The sequence below is a fragment of the Pseudomonas sp. CMR5c genome (assembly GCF_003850545.1).
Taxonomy (GTDB): Bacteria; Pseudomonadota; Gammaproteobacteria; order Pseudomonadales; family Pseudomonadaceae; genus Aquipseudomonas; species Aquipseudomonas piscis.
This window is the reverse complement of the sequence record NZ_CP027705.1, coordinates 1,551,722-1,571,588: the sequence shown is the minus strand read 5'-3', so window position 1 is coordinate 1,571,588 and position 19,867 is coordinate 1,551,722. Positions and strand designations below refer to the sequence as shown.

Sequence of the window (19,867 nt, the reverse complement as noted above, 5' to 3'; positions counted from 1 at the left end):
CCTTTTTCGTGCCTGACCTGAATCCAGGTTCCCGGGCGATCAGTTCACTTCGCCCAGGATCAGGTCGAGCCTGTCACTCCGACTCATCGCCATCCAATGCCAGCTTGGCGCTGGGCACTCCGGTGTTGGCTCCCCAGTAGTAGATGCACAGGGCCATGAGCGTGACCGTCAGGGTGTCGAACGGATGGGCCAGGACGCCGATCCCGCCAAAGCTGCCCAGGTAGGAAATGCCGATGGTCAACGCGTAGAAAGCGATCAGCCACAGGGAAGAACGTACCTGTTCGCCCAGGCTCAGGTGGTCGGTGGGCACCAGGCGCTTGCACAGCAGGTAGATCACGAACATCAGGATCTGCAGCCCCAGCAACCAGGACACCGTCCCCCAGCCTGACCAGTAGACGATCAGCGCGGCGATCACGAAGGACACCGGCCCCAGCAACGCAAAACCCTTGACCCGGAAAGGCCGTGCCAGCTCCGGTGCGCTCTTGCGCAAGGCGGCGACGGTGATGGGCGCCACCGCGTAGCTCAGTACCAGCGCCGCGGACACCACGTTGATCAAGGCCTCCCAGGACGGGAACGGCAGGGTCCAGAACACCGACAGGCCGAAGGTCAGCCACAGCGCCGGGCGCGGGATACCGGATTGTTCGTCGATGCGGGTGAATATCTTGAAAAAGGTGCCGGTGCGAGCCCAGCCATAGACCACTCGCGGCGTGGCGTTCATGTAGATGTTGCCGCAGCCACTGGGGGAGATCACCGCATCGGCCACCACCAGGTAGGCCAGCCAGCCCACTCCGAGGGTCAGGGCGATATCGCGGTATGGCAGGGAAAACTCCTTGCTGATGCCGCTCCAGCCGTTGGCCAGCATTTCGGTGGGAATGCTGCCCAGGAAGGCCAGTTGCAACAGGCCGTAGATCAAGGTCGAGAGCAGCACAGAAAGGATCAGGGCAATGGGAATGGTGCGCTGCGGATTGCGCACTTCACTGGCCACCGAGATGATCGGCGTCAGGCCCAGGTAGGCGAAGATGATGCCCCCGGCCGAAACCGCCATCTCGATCCCCGACATGCCGAACGGGGCAAAGCCCTGGACGTGGAAGTTGTCGGGCTTGAAGAAGGTGAACAACACCCCGATCACCAGCAACGGCACGATGAACTTGAACAGGCTGATGAAGTTGTTGGATTTGGCGAAGGTCTTGACGCTGTTGTAGTTGAGCCAGAAGAACAGGCACAGCAGCGCGAACTGCACCAACCAGCCGATGAGCGTCGGATTGCTGCTGCCTTCATGGGTCAGGCTGGGGAACCAGGCCGCGGCATATTGCCGGGCCGCCACCACTTCGATCGCCACCAGGCTGGAGAAGGCGATCAGGGTGATGAAGCCCATCAGGTAGCCCAGCAACGGGCCATGGGAGAACACCGGGTAGCGCACCACGCCGCCGGCACGGGGCAGGGCCGCCCCCAGCTCGCAATAGACGATACCCAGCAGCAGTACGGCGAAACCGCCCAGCAGCCAGGAGAAGATCCCCGCCGGCCCGGCGATCGCCGAGACGTGGCTGGCGGCGAACAACCAGCCGGAACCGAAGATCGCACCCAGACCGATGAAGGTCAGGTCCACCAGAGAGAGTTGTTTCTTGAATTTACCTTTGCCTGACATGGAGGCGCGCCTTTATGGGTTATTGGAATAGGCAGATCGGATGTCACGCCGAGGGAGCCATCGGCGTTCATCGCGTGTCGTGGTCCTTGAGTCGCGGGGCCGGCAGCCTTCAGCAGCCGGTGCCTGGGAGGGTTGCAACCGAGGGGTCCGGCAGGCCTGGCGACAGCTCGCCAGGGGCCTGCGGATCAAGGAATGAACGGGCTTCGAACACAGTAGGTGCGGTGGGCAAGGCACCGCTGTGACTGAAGGCTGTACGGCTCATGGTCTTTTCCTTATATGAAATCGTTCCAGCCGATCAGGGCTGGAAACAAAAACCAGAGTCGCTTTTTATCCTCGTGGCAGCTTGAGGGTTTTCCTCCGCGAAATAGACGAAATCGGCACACTTTTCCATTCCTCTCCAGCACCATCAGATGCAGCGCTGCGCCATTTTCCCTGCTGCCGGCCGCCAGGGCCAAGCACCTCCAGGGCTATCTCCCGGCACTCGTAACTATGCTGATTTCGTCATCGCAAGCAGCGAAAACCCACAAGCGGCGCAACCCTCCCCTGGCCCACTCTGTAGCTCTTTTTCATCAGGTGCTGCCATGAACAGAATTTCCGTGATCGACTCCCACACCGGCGGCGAGCCCACTCGCCTGGTCATCGATGGTTTCCCAGGGCTTGGCCAAGGTTCCATGGCCGAACGCCTGCAGATCCTGCGCGATCAGCACGACCCATGGCGCCGCGCCTGCGTCCTCGAGCCCCGGGGCAGCGATGTGCTGGTCGGGGCGCTGCTCTGCGAGCCGCAGGCGCCCGACGCCTGTGCCGGTGTGATCTTCTTCAACAACAGCGGCTACCTGGGCATGTGCGGCCACGGCACCATTGGCCTGGTGCGCTCGCTCTACCACCTGGGGCGGATCGACTGCGGCGTGCACCGTATCGAGACTCCGGTGGGCACGGTGGAGGCCACCTTGCACGACGACCTCTCGGTGAGCGTGCGCAACGTGCCCGCCTACCGCTACCGCCACCAGGTGGCCGTGCAAGTCCCCGGCGTGGGCCTGGTGCACGGCGATATCGCCTGGGGCGGCAACTGGTTCTTCCTGATCAGCGAGCATGGCCAGCGCATCGCCCTGGACAACGTCGAGGCCCTGACCCAATACACCTGGAACGTGCGCCAGGCTCTCGAGGCCAACGGCATCACCGGCGCCCAGGGCGGGGTGATCGACCATATCGAACTGTTCGCCGACGATCCCCAGGCCGACAGTCGCAACTTCGTACTGTGCCCCGGCAAGGCCTACGATCGTTCGCCCTGCGGCACCGGTACCAGCGCCAAGCTGGCGTGCCTGGCGGCGGACGGCAAGCTCGCCCCGGGCCAGATCTGGCGCCAGGCCAGCGTCATCGGCAGCCAGTTCAGCGCCTACTACGAAACCGCCGGCGAACAGATCATCCCGATCCTGCGGGGCAGCGCCCACATCAGCGCTGAAGCCACCCTGCTGCTGGACGACAGCGATCCGTTCGCCTGGGGCATCGGTTCGTGAGCCAGGCGCCCACCGCCGACGTGATAGTGGTTGGCGCCGGGATCATCGGCGCCGCCTGCGCCCACGAACTGGCCCGGCGTGACCTGCAGGTCCTGGTGCTGGACGATGCCGCAGGCGGCGCCACCGGTGCGGGCATGGGCCACCTGGTGGTCATGGATGACAACCCGGCGGAACTGGCCCTGAGTCACTACTCCCTGGAGCTCTGGCGGCGCTTGCGCGAACGCCTGCCCGAGGCCTGTGCCTATCGTGGCTGCGGCACCCTGTGGCTGGCCGCCGATGCCGGCGAGATGGACCTGGCACGGGCCAAGCAAGGCATCCTGGCCGAGCATGGGGTGGCCACGCAGATGCTCGACGGCCAGCAACTGGCGGCGCTGGAACCCATGCTGCGCAAGGGGCTGGGCGGTGCGCTGAAAGTCCCCGGCGACGGCATCCTCTACGCTCCCGCCACCGCCCAGTGGTTGCTGGACAGCCATCCGCGAATCAAGCACCTGCGTGCCCATGTACGGAGTCTTGCCGGGGACCAACTGGAGCTCGACGACGGCCGCCTGCTGCGTGCTCCCAGGGTGTTGCTGGCCAACGGCCTAGGCGCCCGCAGCCTGCTACCGGCACTGCCCTTGCGGGCGAAGAAGGGCCACCTGCTGATCACCGACCGCTATCCACGCCAGGTCGGCCATCAGCTGGTGGAACTGGGATATGCCGCCAGCGCCCATGCCAGCGACGGCGCCTCGGTGGCGTTCAACGTCCAGCCGCGTCCCACCGGCCAGTTGCTGATCGGCTCGTCCCGCCAGTTCGACATCCTCGATCCAGAGGCCGACCCGCAGGTATTGGCGACGATGCTGCGTCGTGCCGTGGACTACCTGCCGGACCTGGCGCAGCTCAACGGCATCCGCGCCTGGACCGGCTTTCGTGCCGCCACTCCCGATGGCCTGCCGATCCTCGGCGAACACCCACGCCAACCCGGCTTGTGGCTGGCGGTCGGACACGAAGGCCTGGGCGTGACCACCGCCCCTGGCAGTGCCCGGCTGTTGGCGGACCTGCTGCTTGGCGAACGCCCGGCGATCGATCCACGCCCCTATCTGCCCGGGCGTTTCGCCGCCCTGACTGGAGAGACCCCATGATCATCTACCTGGACCAGCAGCCATTGCAGGTGCGCCCAGGCATCAGCGTCGCCGCCGCGCTGGCCGCCAGCGGCGACCTGCGCACCCGTACGTCCTGCACTGGTCGGCCTCGGGCCCCCTTCTGCGGCATGGGTATCTGCCATGAATGCCGGATGACCATCGATGGCCACCGCCAACTGGCCTGCCAAACCTTGTGCCGCGACGGCATGCAGGTGGAGCGCAGCCAATGACCGCCCCACGCCTGCAATGCCAAGTACTGATCGTCGGCAGCGGCCCGGCAGGCCTCGCGGCGGCCAGGGCCGCAAGCCGCAACGCCCGTTCGATCCTGGTGGTGGACGACAACCCGCGCCCTGGCGGCCAGATCTGGCGCAACGGCCCGGACCATCCACCGAGCGCCGCCCAGGCCGAGCGCTTCGAGGCCTTGCAACATCCGACGGTGCGCTACCTGGGCGCCACCCGCATCGTCGGTGCCCTGGGCCCGCGCCGCCTACTGCTGGAAGATGCCCGGCAAGCCTGGCAGGTGGAGTACGAACAGTTGATCCTGTGCTGCGGGGCCCAGGAACTGCTGCTGCCGTTTCCCGGCTGGACCCTGCCCGGCGTCACCGGTGCCGGAGGCCTGCAGGCGCTCCTGAAGAATGGCCTGCAACTGGCCGGGCGCTCAGTAGTCATCGCCGGCAGCGGACCGTTGCTGCTGGCCAGTGCCGCCACCGCTCGCCAGGCCGGGGCCCGAGTGACCCGGGTACTGGAACAGGCTTCGACAGGCGCCCTCCTGGGCTTCAGCAGCCAGCTGTGGCGCTGGCCCAACAAGCTGGCCCAGGCCTTGCGCCTGGCGACCCCGGCCTATCGTGGCAACGCCCACGTGGTGGAAGCGCTCGGGGACCAACATCTGGAAGCCGTGCGCATCCGCCTGGGCCGACGCATCGAGGAGATCGCCTGCGACTACCTGGCCTGCGGTTTCGGCCTGGTACCCAACACTCGCCTGGCCAGCCACCTGGGCTGTCGCCTGGAACAAGGCGCGATCGCCGTCGATGCCGAACAGCGCAGCAGCCTGCCCCACGTCTATGCTGCCGGCGAATGCACCGGTATCGGTGGCAGCGAACTGGCCCTGGTCGAAGGCGAGATCGCCGGTTGCATGGCCACCGGACAGACCGATCGGGTCGCCAGCCTGGTACGCCAGAGACAACGCTGGCAGCGCTTTGCCAGTCAACTGCGGAAACACTTCGCCTTGCGCCCGCAGGTCCTGGAGCTGGCCCGGCCTGATACCCTGCTGTGCCGCTGCGAGGATGTCCCCTACGCCGCGGTGGCCGCGGCCCCAGACTGGACCACCGCCAAGCTGCAAAGCCGCTGCGGCATGGGAGCCTGCCAAGGCCGGGTCTGCGCCAACGCCGCCCAGCAGCTGTTCGGTTGGTGCGCCCCACCACCACGGGCACCCTTGGTGCCGGCACGGATCGCCACCCTGATGCAAGACGCTGAACAACAGCATTCCGGTACCTGAGGACCGCCGGCCGGGCCACCTTCCCGGCTGGCCCAGGCCCGCACTGGCATGCCCCATGGCCCAATCGAGCCCCCAGCAAGCCCCCCGGAGAGAGGACGACGATGATCGATAGCGCACAGCTCCACCACTTGCCCCGGGCCATTGCCGCCCAGCGCCCCCGGGATATCGACAGCTTGCTGGCCAGCATGGAACTGATCATGCCCCTGCTCGACTGCGTTCCCAACGTGGTGTTCTTCATCAAGGACCTGCACGCGCGCTACCTGAGCGCCAACCTGACCCTGGCCCAGCGTTGTGGCTTCAAGAACATCCGGCCACTGCTGGGCAAGACCTCCGCCGAGGTCTTCCCCGAGATGCTCGGGCCGGTCTACACCGAACAGGACCAACGGGTTCTGCGCCAGGGCATCACCATCAAGGGCCAGCTGGAACTGCACCTGTACGGCAGCCGCGAACCCGGCTGGTGCCTGACCCATAAGCTGCCGCTGCACGGGCGTGATGGGCAGATCATCGGCATGGCCGGCATCTCCCTGGACCTGCAGGCCGCCCGCGACACCCATCCGGCCTATGAACGCCTGGCGGCGGTGGACCGGCACATCCGCGAACACTACAGCGAAGCCATCCGCCTCGAAGACCTGACCCGCATCGCCAACTTGTCCATCGCCCAGCTGGAGCGCTATTGCAAGCGCATCTTCCACCTCACGCCACGCCAGATGATCCACAAGGCCCGCCTGGAGCATGCTTCGCGCCTGCTGGTCACCGAAGAACCCATCACCGAAGTGGCGCTGCAATGCGGCTATACCGACCACAGCGCCTTCAGCCGGCAGTTCAAGGCGCTGACCGGCCTGAGCCCGCGCCAGTTCCGCCTCAATGCCGGACGCTGACGGCCACTCTCCAGGCCCTGCCCGCCGGTGGCTGGCAGGGCTTCATTCCTCGCAGAAGGTGCAGTAGTCGAACAGGCGCCGGAACCCCACCTTGCGATAGATCGACAGGCCATCGAGGGACGCTTCCAGTACACAGATCCCGGCCCCTTCCCGCTTGGCGATGGCCAGTACCGAGTGGATCAGCGCCGTGGCATACCCCCGCCCCTGGCACTCTTGCAGGGTGCCGATATCGTCCAGCCGTGCCACGCCCGGTCCCATCGACAAAGTCAGGGCACTCACCGGTCGCTGGTCGACGTACAGCACGAAGTGGCGCAGGTTTCGGCCGGCCTCTGCCGCCGCCCGATGCCGGGCCAGGTACTGCTCGATTCCGCCGCCGCTGGAGGCGAATGCACTTTGCACCGGCACGCCCCAATCCTCCAGGCAGTCATCGGTACCGCGCACATCCGCCAGCCCTCGCGCGGTCGGTGACGCTGCATAGGCTGCCAGGTCCAGGACCATGCAGGTGGTACGGTCCGCCGGCTGCAGGCGCTGCTGGCGCAATTGCTCGCTGACGCGGGACACATGCTCTTCGGGCACCACCACGCAGAACGGCATGTCGGTACGCTGCAGGAAGGCCACGCCTTCGGCCAACTGCGCGGCACTATCGACGCCCAGGCCGCGCATGATCAGCAAGTTCAGGCTGCTGGCCTCGACGCCGGTGCAATAGGCACCCAGGTCCGGACCGAAACGCCGATAGAACTGGGAAATGGATACGAAGAAATAGTCTTCCGCCTGGTGGTACAGGTCGATGACCGAAGTCCCTGCATGCGTCATGCGCTGTCTCCTTGAACCTCGTGACGCCGAGCGGCGTCACATCCCGGCCACGTTAAGCCCGCAGCCCACGAGGCTCCAGCACAATCCTGTTTTATTCTGCGAAGGAATGTTCGCAGGTGTAACCGGAGCAGCCCGCAGGCCCGACTGCGCACCTTAAGCCAGGGCCTGCCCGGCTCGGGCAGGCCCTTCCCATCAGCCCTCCAGGTAGCCCGGCAGTCGACCGGCCTGCAGGGCCTTGGCCAACTGCAAGTGGTTTTCCAGCATGGGCAGGGTTTCCTCGGCAAAGGCCTTGAGTTCCGGCAGTTGGCTGTCCTGGGCCTGCTGGCGGATCTGGCGGATCGCTTCCTCGGTACTGCGGATCTGGTTCGCGGCATAGGCACGGTCGAAGTCCTCGCCCTCGGCGACGACCGGGACCAGGGACCTGGCCTTGCTCATCACCTGCTCGCGCGGAGCCACCGGCAAGTCCAGTCGCTTGGCAATCTTGGCCAGGTGCTGGTTGGCCGTGGTGCGGTCGTTGATGACCTGGATGGTGTATTCCTTGACGGCCCTGGAAGAGGTTTGCTGGTGCGCCTGGCGGCTGGCCTCGATATCGGCCATGCCCTTGGCCGAGGCGTCGTCGATGAAAGCGGCGGGAGACTGGGCCAGGGCTGAGCTGGCCCACAGGCCCAGAAACAGCGCCAGGCCGGCGCTGCGCATGCCAGTGGCGATGGCGTTCATGGTACGGCTCTCCTGTTGCAGTGAATCATCGGGAGTGGCGACTCCCGTCTGCATCGGAAAACCCAAGCCGGCGAAGGTTTAGCCGGAACGACGAACGGTGCGCGCAGCCATCCCCGGCCCCGCGCTCAGGCGTTGGAACGGCTCTTGTGGGCTCGCTTGGCCGCGTACATGGCCTCGTCGGCATGCTTGAACAATTGCTTCTCCTCCAGGCCGTGCTCGGGATACAGGCCAATGCCGATGCTCGGCAGGATGTTCAATGAATGGCCATCCAGGCGCAGCGGTTCGCCCAGCACCCGGCGCATCTTGTCTGCCACCCGCTGGGCATCGTCGTCATGTTGCACGTTCTCCAGGAGGATCACGAACTCGTCGCCACCGATCCGCGCCACGGTGTCGACCTCCCGCACACAGCCCTTGAGCCGGTTGGCCACCGCCTGCAAGAGCATGTCGCCCACCGCATGGCCGCAGGTATCGTTGACCTCCTTGAACCTGTCCAGGTCGACATACAAGAGCGCCATGCGCCCCGACTCCCGCCGAGCGCGAGCCAGGGCCTGGCGCAGGCGCTCACGCAGCAATTCGCGGTTGGGCAAGTGGGTCAGCTGGTCGTACTCCGCCATGTAGTGCAGGCGAGCATGCAGTTGCTTGCGCTCGATGGCCGCGGCCAACTGGGCGCTGACGTACTGCAGCAATTCCTGGTCCTGCTCGCCATAGCCCGGGGAACCCGGCGCGCTCTTGACCACCAGCACGCCGATGGTGCCCTTCTGTGCATTGAGCGGTACCCCAAGCCAGCAACGGGGCCCCTGCAGAGCAGCGAACTGCTCCCATAGCTCCCGCGTCGAAGGGTTTTCGGCCGTCAGCAGCAACGGCTGGCCGCGTTGCAGGACCTCGCCGCAAAAGCGCCCGATCAGGGTCCCCGGCAGCTCCGGGCTGCCTTCGCAGTCATCCACGTGATAGGGAAAACCCAGGCTTTCGGAGCGCTCGTCATACAGGGCCAGGGAACAGTTCACGGCCGGCAGCCACTCGCCGATGATTCGGTGCACGTGCTTGAACAGCGCCAGCAGGTCCTCGGAAGCATGGGCAGCTTCGGAGATCGCGTAGAGCGCCGCCTGCCGGGACTCGGCTTGCTTGCGCTCGGTGATGTCCCGGGCCACGGCGATGCGCAACTGGTCGACTTCCGACCACCGCGCGGACCAGAGGATGTGCGCCACCCTGCCATCCTTGCGCAGGTAGCGATTCTCGAAATTGGGCTTGGGCGCGCCACCCATGATTTCTCGGGCGGCTTGCAAGGTGCGCTCACGGTCATCCGGATGCACCAGTTCGATCATCGGCCGGCCGACCAGCTCATCGGCGGTATAGCCGAAGACCCGTTCGCAAGCGGCGCTGACGAACACGAAGCGACCGTCCGCATCCACCGCACACACGGCGTCCAGGAGCAGGTCGATGAAACTGGCCAGAGGCGCGGAGTTCTTGGTTGCCATCAGAGAAAGCTACTACCCATGAAGAATGCACTTGAGTACCCATCCCTTGAGCCCGGTCAGCCGGTGCCTAGCACCGACTGCACACCGCCGCAACCTGCGAACGGCCCTGCTTACGACTTGTTGCCGACCAGCCCTGGCACCGCATGTACCAGAGCATTGACCGCGAACCCGATGAACATCACGCCACACACCCGGGTGATCGCCAGCTCATGGCGCTGGTACCAGCCCCGCACCTGACGGGCGCCGACGATGCCGATGAGAATAGCGTATGCCGCAAGACCACCAAGGAAACTCAGGGCGATCAGGCCGGGCAACATCGACCAGCTGAGCATCTCGGCCCGGCTGGAAAGCAATGCCGTGAATGTGGCCACCGCCACCGGATAGGCCTTGGGGTTGGTCAGGCCGAAAAGGATCCCGTGCCAGAAGGGATTGCGTGCCGCACCCTGGGGGTTGTCGGCGCTGCCGCCCTTGCTGCGAATGGCCCGCAAACCGAGCCAGAACAGATACAGGCCACTGAGGAAACCCAGGATATTGAAGGCTTCGCTGCCGATTTCCCGGGCGCCGACAATGGCCACCAAGGCCGTGCTGCACCACACCACATCACCGACCAGGTGCCCGCAGAGAAAGCCTGCCCCGGCTTGCCGCCCACGGGCTGCCCCGATGCCGAACACCGCCAGCACCCCAGGGCCCGGGGTGATCGCATAAATGAAACCCGAGGTGATAACGGCCAGCAACAGCGATGAGGTCATCGGCAAGACTCCAAGTCGACGGGCCAGGCGCAGCCGCCAGGCACAGGATGAATGTGCAGGATTCTGCATGATCCCGGGGGCCGACCACCAGCGGCTTGTTCAACTGTCGAACAGGATGCTGTGCTTCTAGCCGGCCGGATAGAAACGCATGCCGGCATAGGGCCTCTGGCGACAGGCCTGCAGGCGTGACGCCAGGTCGCCGACATGGACCTCGAGCCGATGCCCGTCCGGATCGAGAAAATAGAACGAAGCTCCCTCGCTGCGATTGTCGCGCCACTCCTGCACCCCAGCTTCACGCAGGCGCGAGACGAATGAATCGAAATCGCGCGCCTCCAGGCTGAACGCATAGTGGGTGTAGTCGGCCACCGCAGGCGCCTGGCGTTGCCCATCCAGCGACAGGCACAACCACAGGCCCGGCAGGGACAGGTAGGCGCCGCCATCCCAACTGGCCTCCAGGCGCAGTTGCAGCAGCGAATGGTAGAAAGCCAGGCTGCGGGGCACATCGGTAACCGCCAGGGTCAGGTGGTTGAGGCCGGTCAACATGGATCAGGATCCTTTCAAGGCGTCAGGAATCGGATAACGCACACCGTCGTAGTGCAAGGTCAAGGTACTGTTGCGAGCAGGCAGGTCACGACTGTCGCAGCCGTCGCCGACCTTGAAATGCTCGGTCTTGATTTCGCGGGTACGCACGATCAGGTCGGCGTAGCCATGACGCTGGCCAGGGCCCATCTGCAAGGTCCGGCGCATCGCCCGGGAATGCCCCGAGCACTGGCCTTCCCAGCCGAACTCACCGGAGCTTTCAGCCACCACCAGCCCTTCCAGCAAGGGCAGGAGTTCCTTGTCCTCGCGCCGGTAGAGGGTCAGCACGGATTTCTCATAAGGAGCGGCGCTGGAGTCATGGCTGTAAAGAACCCGCAGGCCAAAGGCCTGCTCCGCCCGGTTCAAGCGATAACGCGCGGTATCGATCTGCAGGCCCTGCACGGCCACGGCATCGCAGAACAATGCCGAATCCTTGTAGTTGCTGGCCACGGCCCAACCGGAGTCACTATCCACCAGGGCCACATCCAGGCTGTAGCTGCGGGTGTCGGCATCCTCAGGCCCGGGCATCGGGGTCGCTCGGGCACTGATGCTCATCCCAGGTTGCGCAGGCCAGGCTTTGCAAGCATGCAACTGCCCAGGAACATCGACGCGGTCATCACAGTCGGCCCGGGCCGCCGTGACCACCAGCAAACCCAATAACGCCAGCCCAGGGCCAACTCCAGAGTGCTTCATCGACACCTCTTCAAATCCCGTTCAGTTCATTGGGCAACACATAGCGCTGGCCATCGTAATGCAGGGTGCTCAGCACAGGCTTGCTGGTGACGGATCGGGACTGGCACTGCTCGCCCTGGCCTTCGCCGAGGGTGGTGACGCTCACCGAACGCACGATCAGGTCGGCATAACCATGGCTGCTGGTCTTGGCGATATCCAGGGTACGGGTGATCTCGACTCGTTGCCCGGTGCATTGCCCATCCCACTCGCCGCTGTAGGAATAAGCCACGAACTTCTCCATCACCGGACGCAGCCGGGCCCCTTCGCGCACGTAGAGGCTGAGTAGCACCTGATCGAAGGGATTGACCCGCGAAGAGCCGGAGAATGCAGCCCTGACGCCGAAGGCACGCACTTGCGGGGCCAGCTGGAAGCGCCCGGTGTCGAGCTTCAGACTGTCCAGGTGGATGGCGTCGGAGACGAAGGCCGCCGGCTGCCGGTAGCTGGCCAGCGCCTTTCCGTCCTGGCGATCCAGCACCGCCAGTTGCAGATCGTAAGTGCCGTCGCCGGAGGTATCGGCCACCGCCGGATCCGGCGTCAGTTCGGACAGCAGGCTGATGCTCTGGCCAGCGAAGGCCGGCCACTCCTTGCACAGGGAAAACCCCGGCACCTGGGCATTGCGTGGCGGCGGCAGGCACTGGGCAGCGACCGCCGCGCTGCCCAACAGCAACCCGATGCCACCCAGGATCTGGATCAGGGACGATGGACGGATCATTCACGGCTCCTTGTGATGAGGCGGGGCGAAGGCCGCACTATCCTCTCCAGAGCCTGGTCTTTCAATCCACCCTCGTGCCCTCTCAGAACGCGTTGCGGAAAATCTCCTCGATCTGGCGCTGCTCCGCCGGACGCGGGTTGGTCAGGCCACAGGCATCCTTAAGTGCGTTGGCGGCCAAGGTCGGAATGTCCTGCAGCTTGGCGCCCAGCTCCCGCAGGCCAGCGGGGATCTCCACGTCACGGGCCAGGGCACGAATGGCGGTGATCGCCGCCTGGGCCCCCTCTTCCGGACTGAAACCACGGATATCCGCGCCCAGGGCATGGGCCACGTCGGTCAGGCGCTCGGCGCAGACCGTCGCGTTAAAGCTTTGGACGTGGGGCAGCAGCACGGCATTGCACACGCCATGGGGCAAGTCGTAGAAGCCACCCAACTGGTGGGCCATGGCGTGCACGAACCCCAGGGATGCGTTGTTGAAGGCCATGCCCGCCAGGAACTGGGCATAGGCCATGTTCTCCCGCGCTACCAGGTCGCCGCCGTCATGCACCGCCTGGCGCAGGTTGTGGCTGATCATGCTGATGGCCTTCAACGCGCAGGCATCGGTGATCGGGTTGGCCGCCGTGGACACATAGGCCTCCACGGCGTGGGTCAGGGCATCCATGCCGGTGGCCGCGGTCAGGCCCTTGGGCATCGCCACCATCAGTGCCGGGTCGTTGACCGACAACAACGGCGTGACGTTGCGATCGACGATGGCCATTTTCACGTGGCGCGACTCGTCGGTGATGATGCAGAAGCGGGTCATTTCGCTGGCGGTGCCGGCGGTGGTATTGATGGCGACCAGCGGCAGTTGAGGCTTGCTCGAACGGTCGACGCCCTCGTAGTCGCTGATATGCCCACCGTTGGTGGCGCACAGGGCGATACCCTTGGCGCAGTCATGGGGCGAACCGCCTCCCAGGGAGATCACGAAGTCGCACTTGGCTTGCTGCAGCTGGGACAGGCCCTGCTCGACGTTGGCGATGCTCGGGTTGGGCTTGGCACCATCGAAGATCGCCGAGTCGATGTCCTGCATGGCCAGCTTCTCGGCGATCATCCCGGCCACGCCAGCCTTGGCCAGCCCGGCATCGGTCACGATCAGCGCCTTGCGAAAACCATAGTTGCGAATGGCGCTCATGGCCTCGTCGAGGCAATCGATGCCCATGATGTTGACGGCTGGGATGAAGAAGGTGCTACTCATCAGGAAATCTCCAGGCGGGGGCCCCGTTCAGGGTCTTGATTCAATGTCTATGGGACAGAATCGACCGATCGGTCACTGGCGTTCTTGATCTGGCGCAAGGGTCGGTCGTGATAAAGTCGCGCCCCGACCACCTACAGCCCCGAGACCGATGACCGCAATGAAGGATTTCCAGGAATTTGATGCCCAACTTGAAGACTGGAATGCCCTGCGCGCAAGCACCCGGTTCACCGGCCTGCTGATCGGCAACGGCGCCAGCCGGGCGGTGTGGAAAGACTTCGCCTACGACTCGCTGTTCGAAAATGTCCGCAGCGTCGTGGAAAAACCCCTCGGCCAATCCGAGCTCAGCGTATTCGAGGCCTTGCAGACCCGCAGCTTCGAGCAGGTCCTGGGTGCGCTGAAGACCACCAGCCGAGTCAACAAGGCCCTGGCCATCAGCTCGGCGGCACCGCGCAACCGCTACTACGCGATCAAGGAAGCGCTGATCAACAGCGTGCACGCCATGCACCTTCCCTGGAGCCTGGTACAACCCGAGAGCCTGGCGGCGATCAACGGCGAACTTCGGCAATACCCCACGGTATTCACCAGCAACTACGACTTGCTCAACTACTGGGCCGTGCAGCATGCCCCCCAGGGCCTGAACGACCTGTTCCAGGGCAGCGAGCCGGCCTTCGACCTGGCTGGCACCCAGCCCCCTGAAACCCGCATTCTCTACCTGCACGGCGGCCTGCACCTGGTGCGCAACCTCGATGGCAGCGCACGCAAGCTGACCTCCACCGAAGGCACCCTGCTGGGCAACTTCGCCATCAACAACACCCTCAAGACGCTGGACGACGTGCCGTTGTTCGTCAACGAAGGCCCCCTGGCGGACAAGCTCAAGACCATCCGCAGCAGCGACTACTTGTCGTTCTGCTACCAGCAGCTACTGGACCACCAGGGTGCCCTGTGCATCTTCGGCCATAACCTGGGCCCCCAGGATGCCCACCTGGTCCAGGCGATCCGCCAGTGCGGCGCCGGCACCCTGGCCATCTCCGTCTACCCGCGCAGCCCGGCGTTCGTCCAGCACCAGAAGCGCCACTACGCCAAGCTGTTCGAAGGCCTGGAGTTGAACCTGCGCTTCTTCGACTCCAGGACCCACGCCCTGGGCGACCCGGCGCTGGCAGTCCCGGTAGAGCGCTGAGCCAATCGACCACAAACGCCCCGTGTAGCCGCTGCCGCACGGGCGCGCAGCGGCCGCACGATCACCCGGGCAACGAGATCGGCGCACGGCCCAGCGAGCCTTGTCGCCGCTTCGCCAGCCCAGCAGCGACGGTGTAGCGCATCACTCCTCGGCGCTGTGCACCACCACCAGCAACTGCGCCTGCTCGTCCCCCAGGGAGCGGATGCGGTGGGGTTTCTGCGCGTTGAAATGCAGCGCATCGCCACGCTCGAGCACCACCCGTTCGTTCATGAAATCCACTTCCACCCGGCCTTCATGGACGAACAGGAACTCCTCCCCCAGGTGCTCCTTGAAGGTCTTGTCGCTGAACTCCCGGGCCGGGTAGATGATGAACGGCAGCAGGTTGCGCTCGCTGACCTGATGGGCCAGCACCGCATAACCCGGGGCCTGTTCATTGGCCGCCAGCGACTGGCGCTCGTGGCTGCGCACCAGGCTGTAGCTGTCGAGGCTGATGCTGTCCTCGGCGAACAGTTCCTCGACCTTGACGTTCAAGGCCTTGGCCAGCTTCAACGCGGCGGAAATCGACGGCGTGTTCAGCCCCCGCTCGACCTTGGACAGGTAGCTCTTGGTCATGCCGGATTTCTCGGCCAGGGCCTCCAGGGTCACGCCAAGTTTTTTTCTCAATAATTTCAAACGGATAGACATGTAGAGCGATTAATCCATCTAGGAAGCAACGATTGGCGCTTGCCAATGACACAAAGTGTCATATAGCCTCTTTAGTGTCATTCACGCTCACCCAACGACCTCGCAAGCAGCGGGAGAGCTGTAGACCCGACGTCCATCGCACCGATCAAAGGACCCCGAAAATGGCCAAGACATTAGCATTGCCCAAGGAGCAACTGGTCAAGCAAGCCCTGACCCAGATGCACAATACCCTGGCGGATAATACGTGGACCGACCGGCAAAAGCTGGCCCTGACCTGCCGCATTCTATTCGAGCACGGTCACGACTCCGGCCTGGCCGGGCAGATCACCGCCCGCGGACCGCAGCCGGGCACCTACTACACCCAGCAACTGGGCCTGGGCTTCGACGAAATCAGCGCCAGCAACCTGCTGCTGGTCAACGAGGACCTGGAAGTCCTGGAAGGCCACGGCATGCCCAACCCGGCCAACCGCTTCCACAGCTGGGTGTATCGCGCCCGGCCGGACGTGAACTGCATCATCCACACCCACCCGACCCACGTCGCGGCCCTGTCGATGCTCGAAGTGCCGCTGCAGGTCTCGCACATGGACCTGTGCCCGCTGTACGAGGATTGCGCGTTTCTCGAAGCCTGGCCGGGCGTGCCGGTGGGCAACGAAGAAGGCGAGATCATCTCCGCGGCCCTGGGCGACAAGCGCGCGATCCTGCTTTCGCACCACGGCCAGTTGTCCACCGGCGCCAGCATCGAGGAAGCCTGCGTGATCGCCCAACTGATCGAGCGTGCGGCGCGCCTGCAACTGCTGGCCATGGCTGCCGGCAGCATCAAGCCGATCCTCCCGGAGCTGGGCCGCGAAGCCCACGACTGGATCTCCAAGCCCAAGCGCCACGGCGCAGCCTTCAACTACTACGCCCGGCAAAACCTAAAACGACACGCCGACTGCCTGAACTGATCCGCCCCTTTTCATGCCTTGCAGGAGTTGCACCATGTCCACCCCCAACATTCACGGCATCATCGGCTACACCGTCACCCCCTTCAGTGCCCACGGCGAAGGCCTGGACCTGGAAGCCCTCGGCCGCTCCATCGATCGCATGATCGACGCCGGCGTACACGCTATCGCCCCCTTGGGCAGCACTGGCGAAGGCGCCTACCTGAGCGACGCCGAATGGGAGCAGGTCAGTGAATTCAGCATCCGCCACGTGGCCCGGCGGGTGCCGACCATCGTCAGCGTTTCCGACCTGACCACCGCCAAGGCCATCCGCCGCGCGCGCTTCGCCGAAGCCCGGGGCGCCGATGTGGTGATGGTGCTGCCCGCCTCCTACTGGAAGCTCGGCGAGGCCGAGATCCTCGCCCACTACCAGGCCATCGGCGACAGCATCGGCGTGCCGATCATGCTCTACAACAACCCAGCCACCAGCGGCATCGACATGTCGGTGGAACTGATCCTGAAGATCTTCCACAGCGTGGAGAACGTCACCCTGGTCAAGGAAAGCACCGGCGATATCCAGCGCATGCACAAGCTGCAACTGCTCGGCGAAGGCCAGGTGCCGTTCTACAACGGCTGCAACCCCCTGGCGCTGGAAGCCTTCGCCGCCGGTGCCCGGGGCTGGTGCACCGCGGCGGCGAACCTGATCCCGCAGCTCAACCTCGACCTCTACCAGGCGACGCGCGACAACGACCTGGAGCGCGCCCGCACCCTGTTCTACCGGCAATTGCCATTGCTGGAGTTCATCCTCAAGGGCGGCCTGCCTGCCACGGTCAAGGCTGGCCTGGAGCTCACGGGCCTGGCCGCCGGCGAACCGCGCCGGCCGGTGTTCCCCCTGGCCCAGGCCGCCCGCCAGCAATTGCAGGGGCTGTTGCACCAGCTGGCTTGAACTGCCGCTGAAAGTACAAGGCCCGAACGGTGCGAACCGCTCGGGCCTTGTGCCTGGTGCCACGGCGCTATTCGCGCCAACCGGGATCCTTGCGCATCTGCGCGATGAAGTCGTCGGCGATACGCTGCAGATGCTCGTTGCGCCCGCCATCGGGGTTGAACAGCCCACGCCAGGACCGGGTGCGGTTGTCGATCATGTACTTGGCCAATGGACGATCGCCACGGCTTAAGTGGAACATCATCTGGCTGTTCCAGCTCACCGGTGCCGGCACGATGAACAGCGTGCAGGCACTGAGCAGGGTCAGGGGCAGGTTGTGCTGGTCCTCCAGATCGCTCTGGGCCAGGACGATGACGTTGTAGCCTTCGGGGTCATGACCCCGTTGCACGTCGGCAAAGGCCCCGCGCCGGGCTAGGGCCTCGCGCAGCGGCGCGGACGTCAGGTCACCCATGCCGCTGACGTGGATCACCGGCAATTCGCGCGCCGGCTCCAGCTGCACGGGAGGCAGGCTGTGCCAGGTCTGGCAGCCGCCCAGCGCCAGCAACGCGAGCAGCGCAATCAACGAACGAAGCATGATGTCGCAGTTCCCTTGGACAGTGTTCGAGGGCCTCACCCTGGTTCGCTCCAGGATGATCCGGTACGCAGGATAAACCAGCGTGGCCCTTGTCGACAAAATTCCGCCGCCAGGAAACCGCACCACGGACGCCGACCGCCACCCGGCGGCCGGGCCCGGTCATGGGCTAGACCGCCGTCAGGTCCTTGATGTTGTGGGTCGGGCCATTGCTCTTGACGCTGGCGATACCCTTGTCCCGCGCGGCATCGGTGGAATACAGCTCGCTGCTGCCGATGATCTGGTGATTGGCTGCCTTGAGGTTGAAATAGGGTTTGCCGTCCTTGGCGCTCTTGCGCTCATAGCGCTCGTCCAGCGGGCTGTTGGCCTGGACCGAGGCGATGCCGTTTTCCGCCGCCGCGCGCGTGGTGTACAGCTCACTGGTGAGGATCACCTCGGCATTGGCGGCCTTGAGCACGAAACGAAACTGACCGTTGCTGCTTTTCTTCAACTCATACCATCCAGACATGCTGTCGCTCCTTGGCTGATCAATAGATGCTACGCCTTTGCAGTAAAGCCGTTGCTGACGATTCAGCCATGCCGCCCCGGACTGAAAAAACGGTTCGGCACCCGTGCCAGCCCCAGGTGCTCGCGCAAAGTGCGCCCTGTATAGCGCTGGCGAAACAGGCCACGCCGCTGCAATTGCGGGGTGATCAGCCGGACGAAGTCGTCGATGGCCCCCGGCAGGTGGGTGAACAGCACATTGAAGCCATCGGCGGCGTACTCCTGGTACCAGGTAACCAGTTCATCGACTATCTGCTCCGGGGTGCCCACCAGCACCTTGTGCCCGCTGGCGGACAGGCTGCGCAGCAACTGGGCCACGGTCGGCCGCTCCCGGCGAATCAGCTCCACCACCAGTTGCCGCCGGCTCTGATGGCGTTCGGTGGAGCTGCCGTCGTCCGGCAACGGTACTGGCGCATGCAGCGCCAGGCGCGACAGGTCGATGCCCAGATCCAGCAGGTAGGACAGGGCCTTGAGCTGCGCCTGGGGATCCTGCAACTCCTGCAACTGCTGATACTTCTCCTCAGCCTCATTGAGGCTGCGGCCCACGGTGGGGGCGATCCCCGGGAAGATCTTCAACTGGCCGGCATGCCGCCCGTAATGGGGTAGCCGTTCCTTGAGCCCAGCATAAAAAACCTTGGCCTGGGCCAGGTCGGTCTGAGCGGTGAACACCAGTTCGGCGCAGCGTGCCGCCAGCTCGCGCCCCGGTCCCGAGGAGCCGGCCTGGGCGATCACCGGCCAGCCCTGCACCGGCCTTGGCGCATTCAACGGGCCCTGGACCTGGAAGTGCCGGCCACGATGCTGCAGCAGGTGCATACGGTGCGGGTGCAGCCACACGCCGCTGGCCTTGTCCCGGGGAAAGGCATCATCGGCCCAGCTGTCCCACAGGCCGCTGGCCACATCGAAGAACTCCTCGGCCCGCTCGTAGCGCAGGTCATGTTCGGGGGGCTGGGGATGGTTGAAGTTCTCGCCGCCGATCAGCCCGGTCACCAGGTTCCAGCCAGCCCGTCCGCCGCTCAGGTGATCCAGGGAGGCGAACTTGCGCGCCAGGTTGTACGGCTCGTTGTAGGAGGTGCTGGCGGTAGCGATCAGGCCGATACGCCGGGTCACCACCGCCAGGGCCGGCAGCAGGGTCAAGGGGTCCCAGCGCAGGCTGTAGGAACTGTGGGCCAGCACCCGCGGATCGAGCTCGCCCACCGCCACGTTGTCGTTGAGGAACAGGGCATCGAAACAGCCCCGTTCCAGGGTCTGCGCATAGTGGCGGTAACGCGCGAAATTCAACGACGCATCGGCATCCGCCAGGGGGTGACGCCAGCTACCGCCATGGGCACCGGAGCCGGAAAGAAACGCCCCCAGCCCCATCTGCCCGCCGCG

General features: G+C 65.0%; 22 protein-coding genes. 8 read left to right on the top strand and 14 right to left on the bottom strand.

Annotated features, from left to right (window positions below):
• Window positions 1-73 precede the first annotated feature (73 nt).
• Window positions 74-1,645, bottom strand: coding sequence for an APC family permease (locus C4K40_RS07280; RefSeq protein ID WP_022642836.1), 1,572 nt, complete (start codon window positions 1,643-1,645; stop codon window positions 74-76).
• 109 nt (window positions 1,646-1,754) lie between these two features.
• Window positions 1,755-1,907 carry a hypothetical protein gene (locus tag C4K40_RS31505; protein ID WP_157064368.1) on the bottom strand — a complete coding sequence of 51 codons (153 nt, stop codon included), beginning with the start codon at window positions 1,905-1,907 and terminating at the stop codon, window positions 1,755-1,757.
• A 319-nt stretch (window positions 1,908-2,226) separates the two neighbouring features.
• On the opposite strand from C4K40_RS31505, the gene C4K40_RS07275 reads away from it, so the two are divergent.
• The 5 genes from C4K40_RS07275 to C4K40_RS07255 all read left to right on the top strand — a co-directional run bounded on the left by C4K40_RS07275 (window position 2,227) and on the right by C4K40_RS07255 (window position 6,650).
• Entirely contained in the window at window positions 2,227-3,159 is a 933-nt protein-coding gene (locus tag C4K40_RS07275; protein WP_053135357.1) for a 4-hydroxyproline epimerase, read from the top strand.
• Complete coding sequence (locus tag C4K40_RS07270; RefSeq protein ID WP_053135360.1) at window positions 3,156-4,277, top strand: FAD-binding oxidoreductase; 1,122 nt, start codon at window positions 3,156-3,158, stop codon at window positions 4,275-4,277. The genes C4K40_RS07275 and C4K40_RS07270 overlap by 4 nt, the downstream gene beginning before the upstream one ends.
• Window positions 4,274-4,507 carry a (2Fe-2S)-binding protein gene (locus C4K40_RS07265; RefSeq protein WP_022642833.1) on the top strand — a complete coding sequence of 78 codons (234 nt, stop codon included), beginning with the start codon at window positions 4,274-4,276 and terminating at the stop codon, window positions 4,505-4,507. The genes C4K40_RS07270 and C4K40_RS07265 overlap by 4 nt, the downstream gene beginning before the upstream one ends.
• Window positions 4,504-5,772: an FAD/NAD(P)-binding oxidoreductase gene (locus C4K40_RS07260; RefSeq protein WP_053135363.1), complete on the top strand. Its 1,269-nt coding sequence runs from the start codon at window positions 4,504-4,506 to the stop codon at window positions 5,770-5,772. Before C4K40_RS07265 ends, C4K40_RS07260 begins: the two co-directional genes overlap by 4 nt.
• 101 nt (window positions 5,773-5,873) lie before the next feature.
• The gene (locus C4K40_RS07255) at window positions 5,874-6,650 is read left to right on the top strand and encodes an AraC family transcriptional regulator (protein ID WP_053135366.1); all 777 of its coding nucleotides are present in this window, start codon (window positions 5,874-5,876) and stop codon (window positions 6,648-6,650) included.
• Between the two features lie 42 nt (window positions 6,651-6,692).
• Here the strand turns inward: C4K40_RS07255 and C4K40_RS07250 are convergent, their stop codons facing one another.
• The 8 genes from C4K40_RS07250 to yiaY all read right to left on the bottom strand — a co-directional run bounded on the left by C4K40_RS07250 (window position 6,693) and on the right by yiaY (window position 13,658).
• Entirely contained in the window at window positions 6,693-7,463 is a 771-nt protein-coding gene (locus C4K40_RS07250) for a GNAT family N-acetyltransferase (RefSeq protein WP_053135369.1), read from the bottom strand.
• 192 nt (window positions 7,464-7,655) lie between these two features.
• On the bottom strand, window positions 7,656-8,180 hold the full coding sequence (locus tag C4K40_RS07245) for a DUF4142 domain-containing protein (protein ID WP_022642829.1): 525 nt from the start codon (window positions 8,178-8,180) through the stop codon (window positions 7,656-7,658).
• 125 nt (window positions 8,181-8,305) lie between these two features.
• Window positions 8,306-9,655 carry a sensor domain-containing diguanylate cyclase gene (locus C4K40_RS07240; protein ID WP_022642828.1) on the bottom strand — a complete coding sequence of 450 codons (1,350 nt, stop codon included), beginning with the start codon at window positions 9,653-9,655 and terminating at the stop codon, window positions 8,306-8,308.
• A gap of 110 nt (window positions 9,656-9,765) precedes the next feature.
• Window positions 9,766-10,404, bottom strand: a complete 639-nt coding sequence (locus tag C4K40_RS07235) for a LysE family translocator (RefSeq protein WP_053135372.1) — start codon at window positions 10,402-10,404, stop codon at window positions 9,766-9,768.
• Window positions 10,405-10,530: 126 nt separating this feature from the next.
• Window positions 10,531-10,947, bottom strand: a complete 417-nt coding sequence (gene fos / locus C4K40_RS07230; RefSeq protein WP_022642826.1) for a fosfomycin resistance glutathione transferase — start codon at window positions 10,945-10,947, stop codon at window positions 10,531-10,533.
• Window positions 10,948-10,950: 3 nt separating this feature from the next.
• On the bottom strand, window positions 10,951-11,676 hold the full coding sequence (locus C4K40_RS07225) for a hypothetical protein (RefSeq protein ID WP_053135376.1): 726 nt from the start codon (window positions 11,674-11,676) through the stop codon (window positions 10,951-10,953).
• A 10-nt stretch (window positions 11,677-11,686) separates the two neighbouring features.
• A complete protein-coding gene (locus C4K40_RS07220; protein ID WP_053135379.1) occupies window positions 11,687-12,427 on the bottom strand; it encodes a hypothetical protein in 741 nt (246 codons plus the stop codon).
• An 82-nt stretch (window positions 12,428-12,509) separates the two neighbouring features.
• Window positions 12,510-13,658, bottom strand: a complete 1,149-nt coding sequence (yiaY, locus tag C4K40_RS07215; protein ID WP_053135381.1) for an L-threonine dehydrogenase — start codon at window positions 13,656-13,658, stop codon at window positions 12,510-12,512.
• Between the two features lie 157 nt (window positions 13,659-13,815).
• On the opposite strand from yiaY, the gene C4K40_RS07210 reads away from it, so the two are divergent.
• Window positions 13,816-14,835, top strand: a complete 1,020-nt coding sequence (locus C4K40_RS07210) for a DUF4917 family protein (RefSeq protein ID WP_053135384.1) — start codon at window positions 13,816-13,818, stop codon at window positions 14,833-14,835.
• 141 nt (window positions 14,836-14,976) lie between these two features.
• On the opposite strand, the gene C4K40_RS07205 is transcribed toward C4K40_RS07210, so the two are convergent.
• Window positions 14,977-15,519, bottom strand: a complete 543-nt coding sequence (locus C4K40_RS07205) for a helix-turn-helix domain-containing protein (RefSeq protein WP_022642821.1) — start codon at window positions 15,517-15,519, stop codon at window positions 14,977-14,979.
• A 161-nt stretch (window positions 15,520-15,680) separates the two neighbouring features.
• Between C4K40_RS07205 and C4K40_RS07200 the strand changes: the two genes are divergently transcribed.
• Both C4K40_RS07200 and C4K40_RS07195 read left to right on the top strand, forming a co-directional pair.
• Window positions 15,681-16,463, top strand: a complete 783-nt coding sequence (locus tag C4K40_RS07200; RefSeq protein WP_053135387.1) for an aldolase — start codon at window positions 15,681-15,683, stop codon at window positions 16,461-16,463.
• Window positions 16,464-16,497: 34 nt separating this feature from the next.
• Window positions 16,498-17,385 carry a dihydrodipicolinate synthase family protein gene (locus C4K40_RS07195; RefSeq protein WP_053135390.1) on the top strand — a complete coding sequence of 296 codons (888 nt, stop codon included), beginning with the start codon at window positions 16,498-16,500 and terminating at the stop codon, window positions 17,383-17,385.
• Between the two features lie 67 nt (window positions 17,386-17,452).
• On the opposite strand, the gene C4K40_RS07190 is transcribed toward C4K40_RS07195, so the two are convergent.
• From C4K40_RS07190 to C4K40_RS07180, 3 genes are all read right to left on the bottom strand, one after another.
• Window positions 17,453-17,956 carry a hypothetical protein gene (locus tag C4K40_RS07190; RefSeq protein WP_022642818.1) on the bottom strand — a complete coding sequence of 168 codons (504 nt, stop codon included), beginning with the start codon at window positions 17,954-17,956 and terminating at the stop codon, window positions 17,453-17,455.
• Between the two features lie 166 nt (window positions 17,957-18,122).
• Window positions 18,123-18,461 carry a YegP family protein gene (locus C4K40_RS07185; RefSeq protein ID WP_031321093.1) on the bottom strand — a complete coding sequence of 113 codons (339 nt, stop codon included), beginning with the start codon at window positions 18,459-18,461 and terminating at the stop codon, window positions 18,123-18,125.
• Window positions 18,462-18,523: 62 nt separating this feature from the next.
• Window positions 18,524-19,855: an LLM class flavin-dependent oxidoreductase gene (locus C4K40_RS07180; protein ID WP_031321091.1), complete on the bottom strand. Its 1,332-nt coding sequence runs from the start codon at window positions 19,853-19,855 to the stop codon at window positions 18,524-18,526.
• Window positions 19,856-19,867 lie beyond the last annotated feature (12 nt).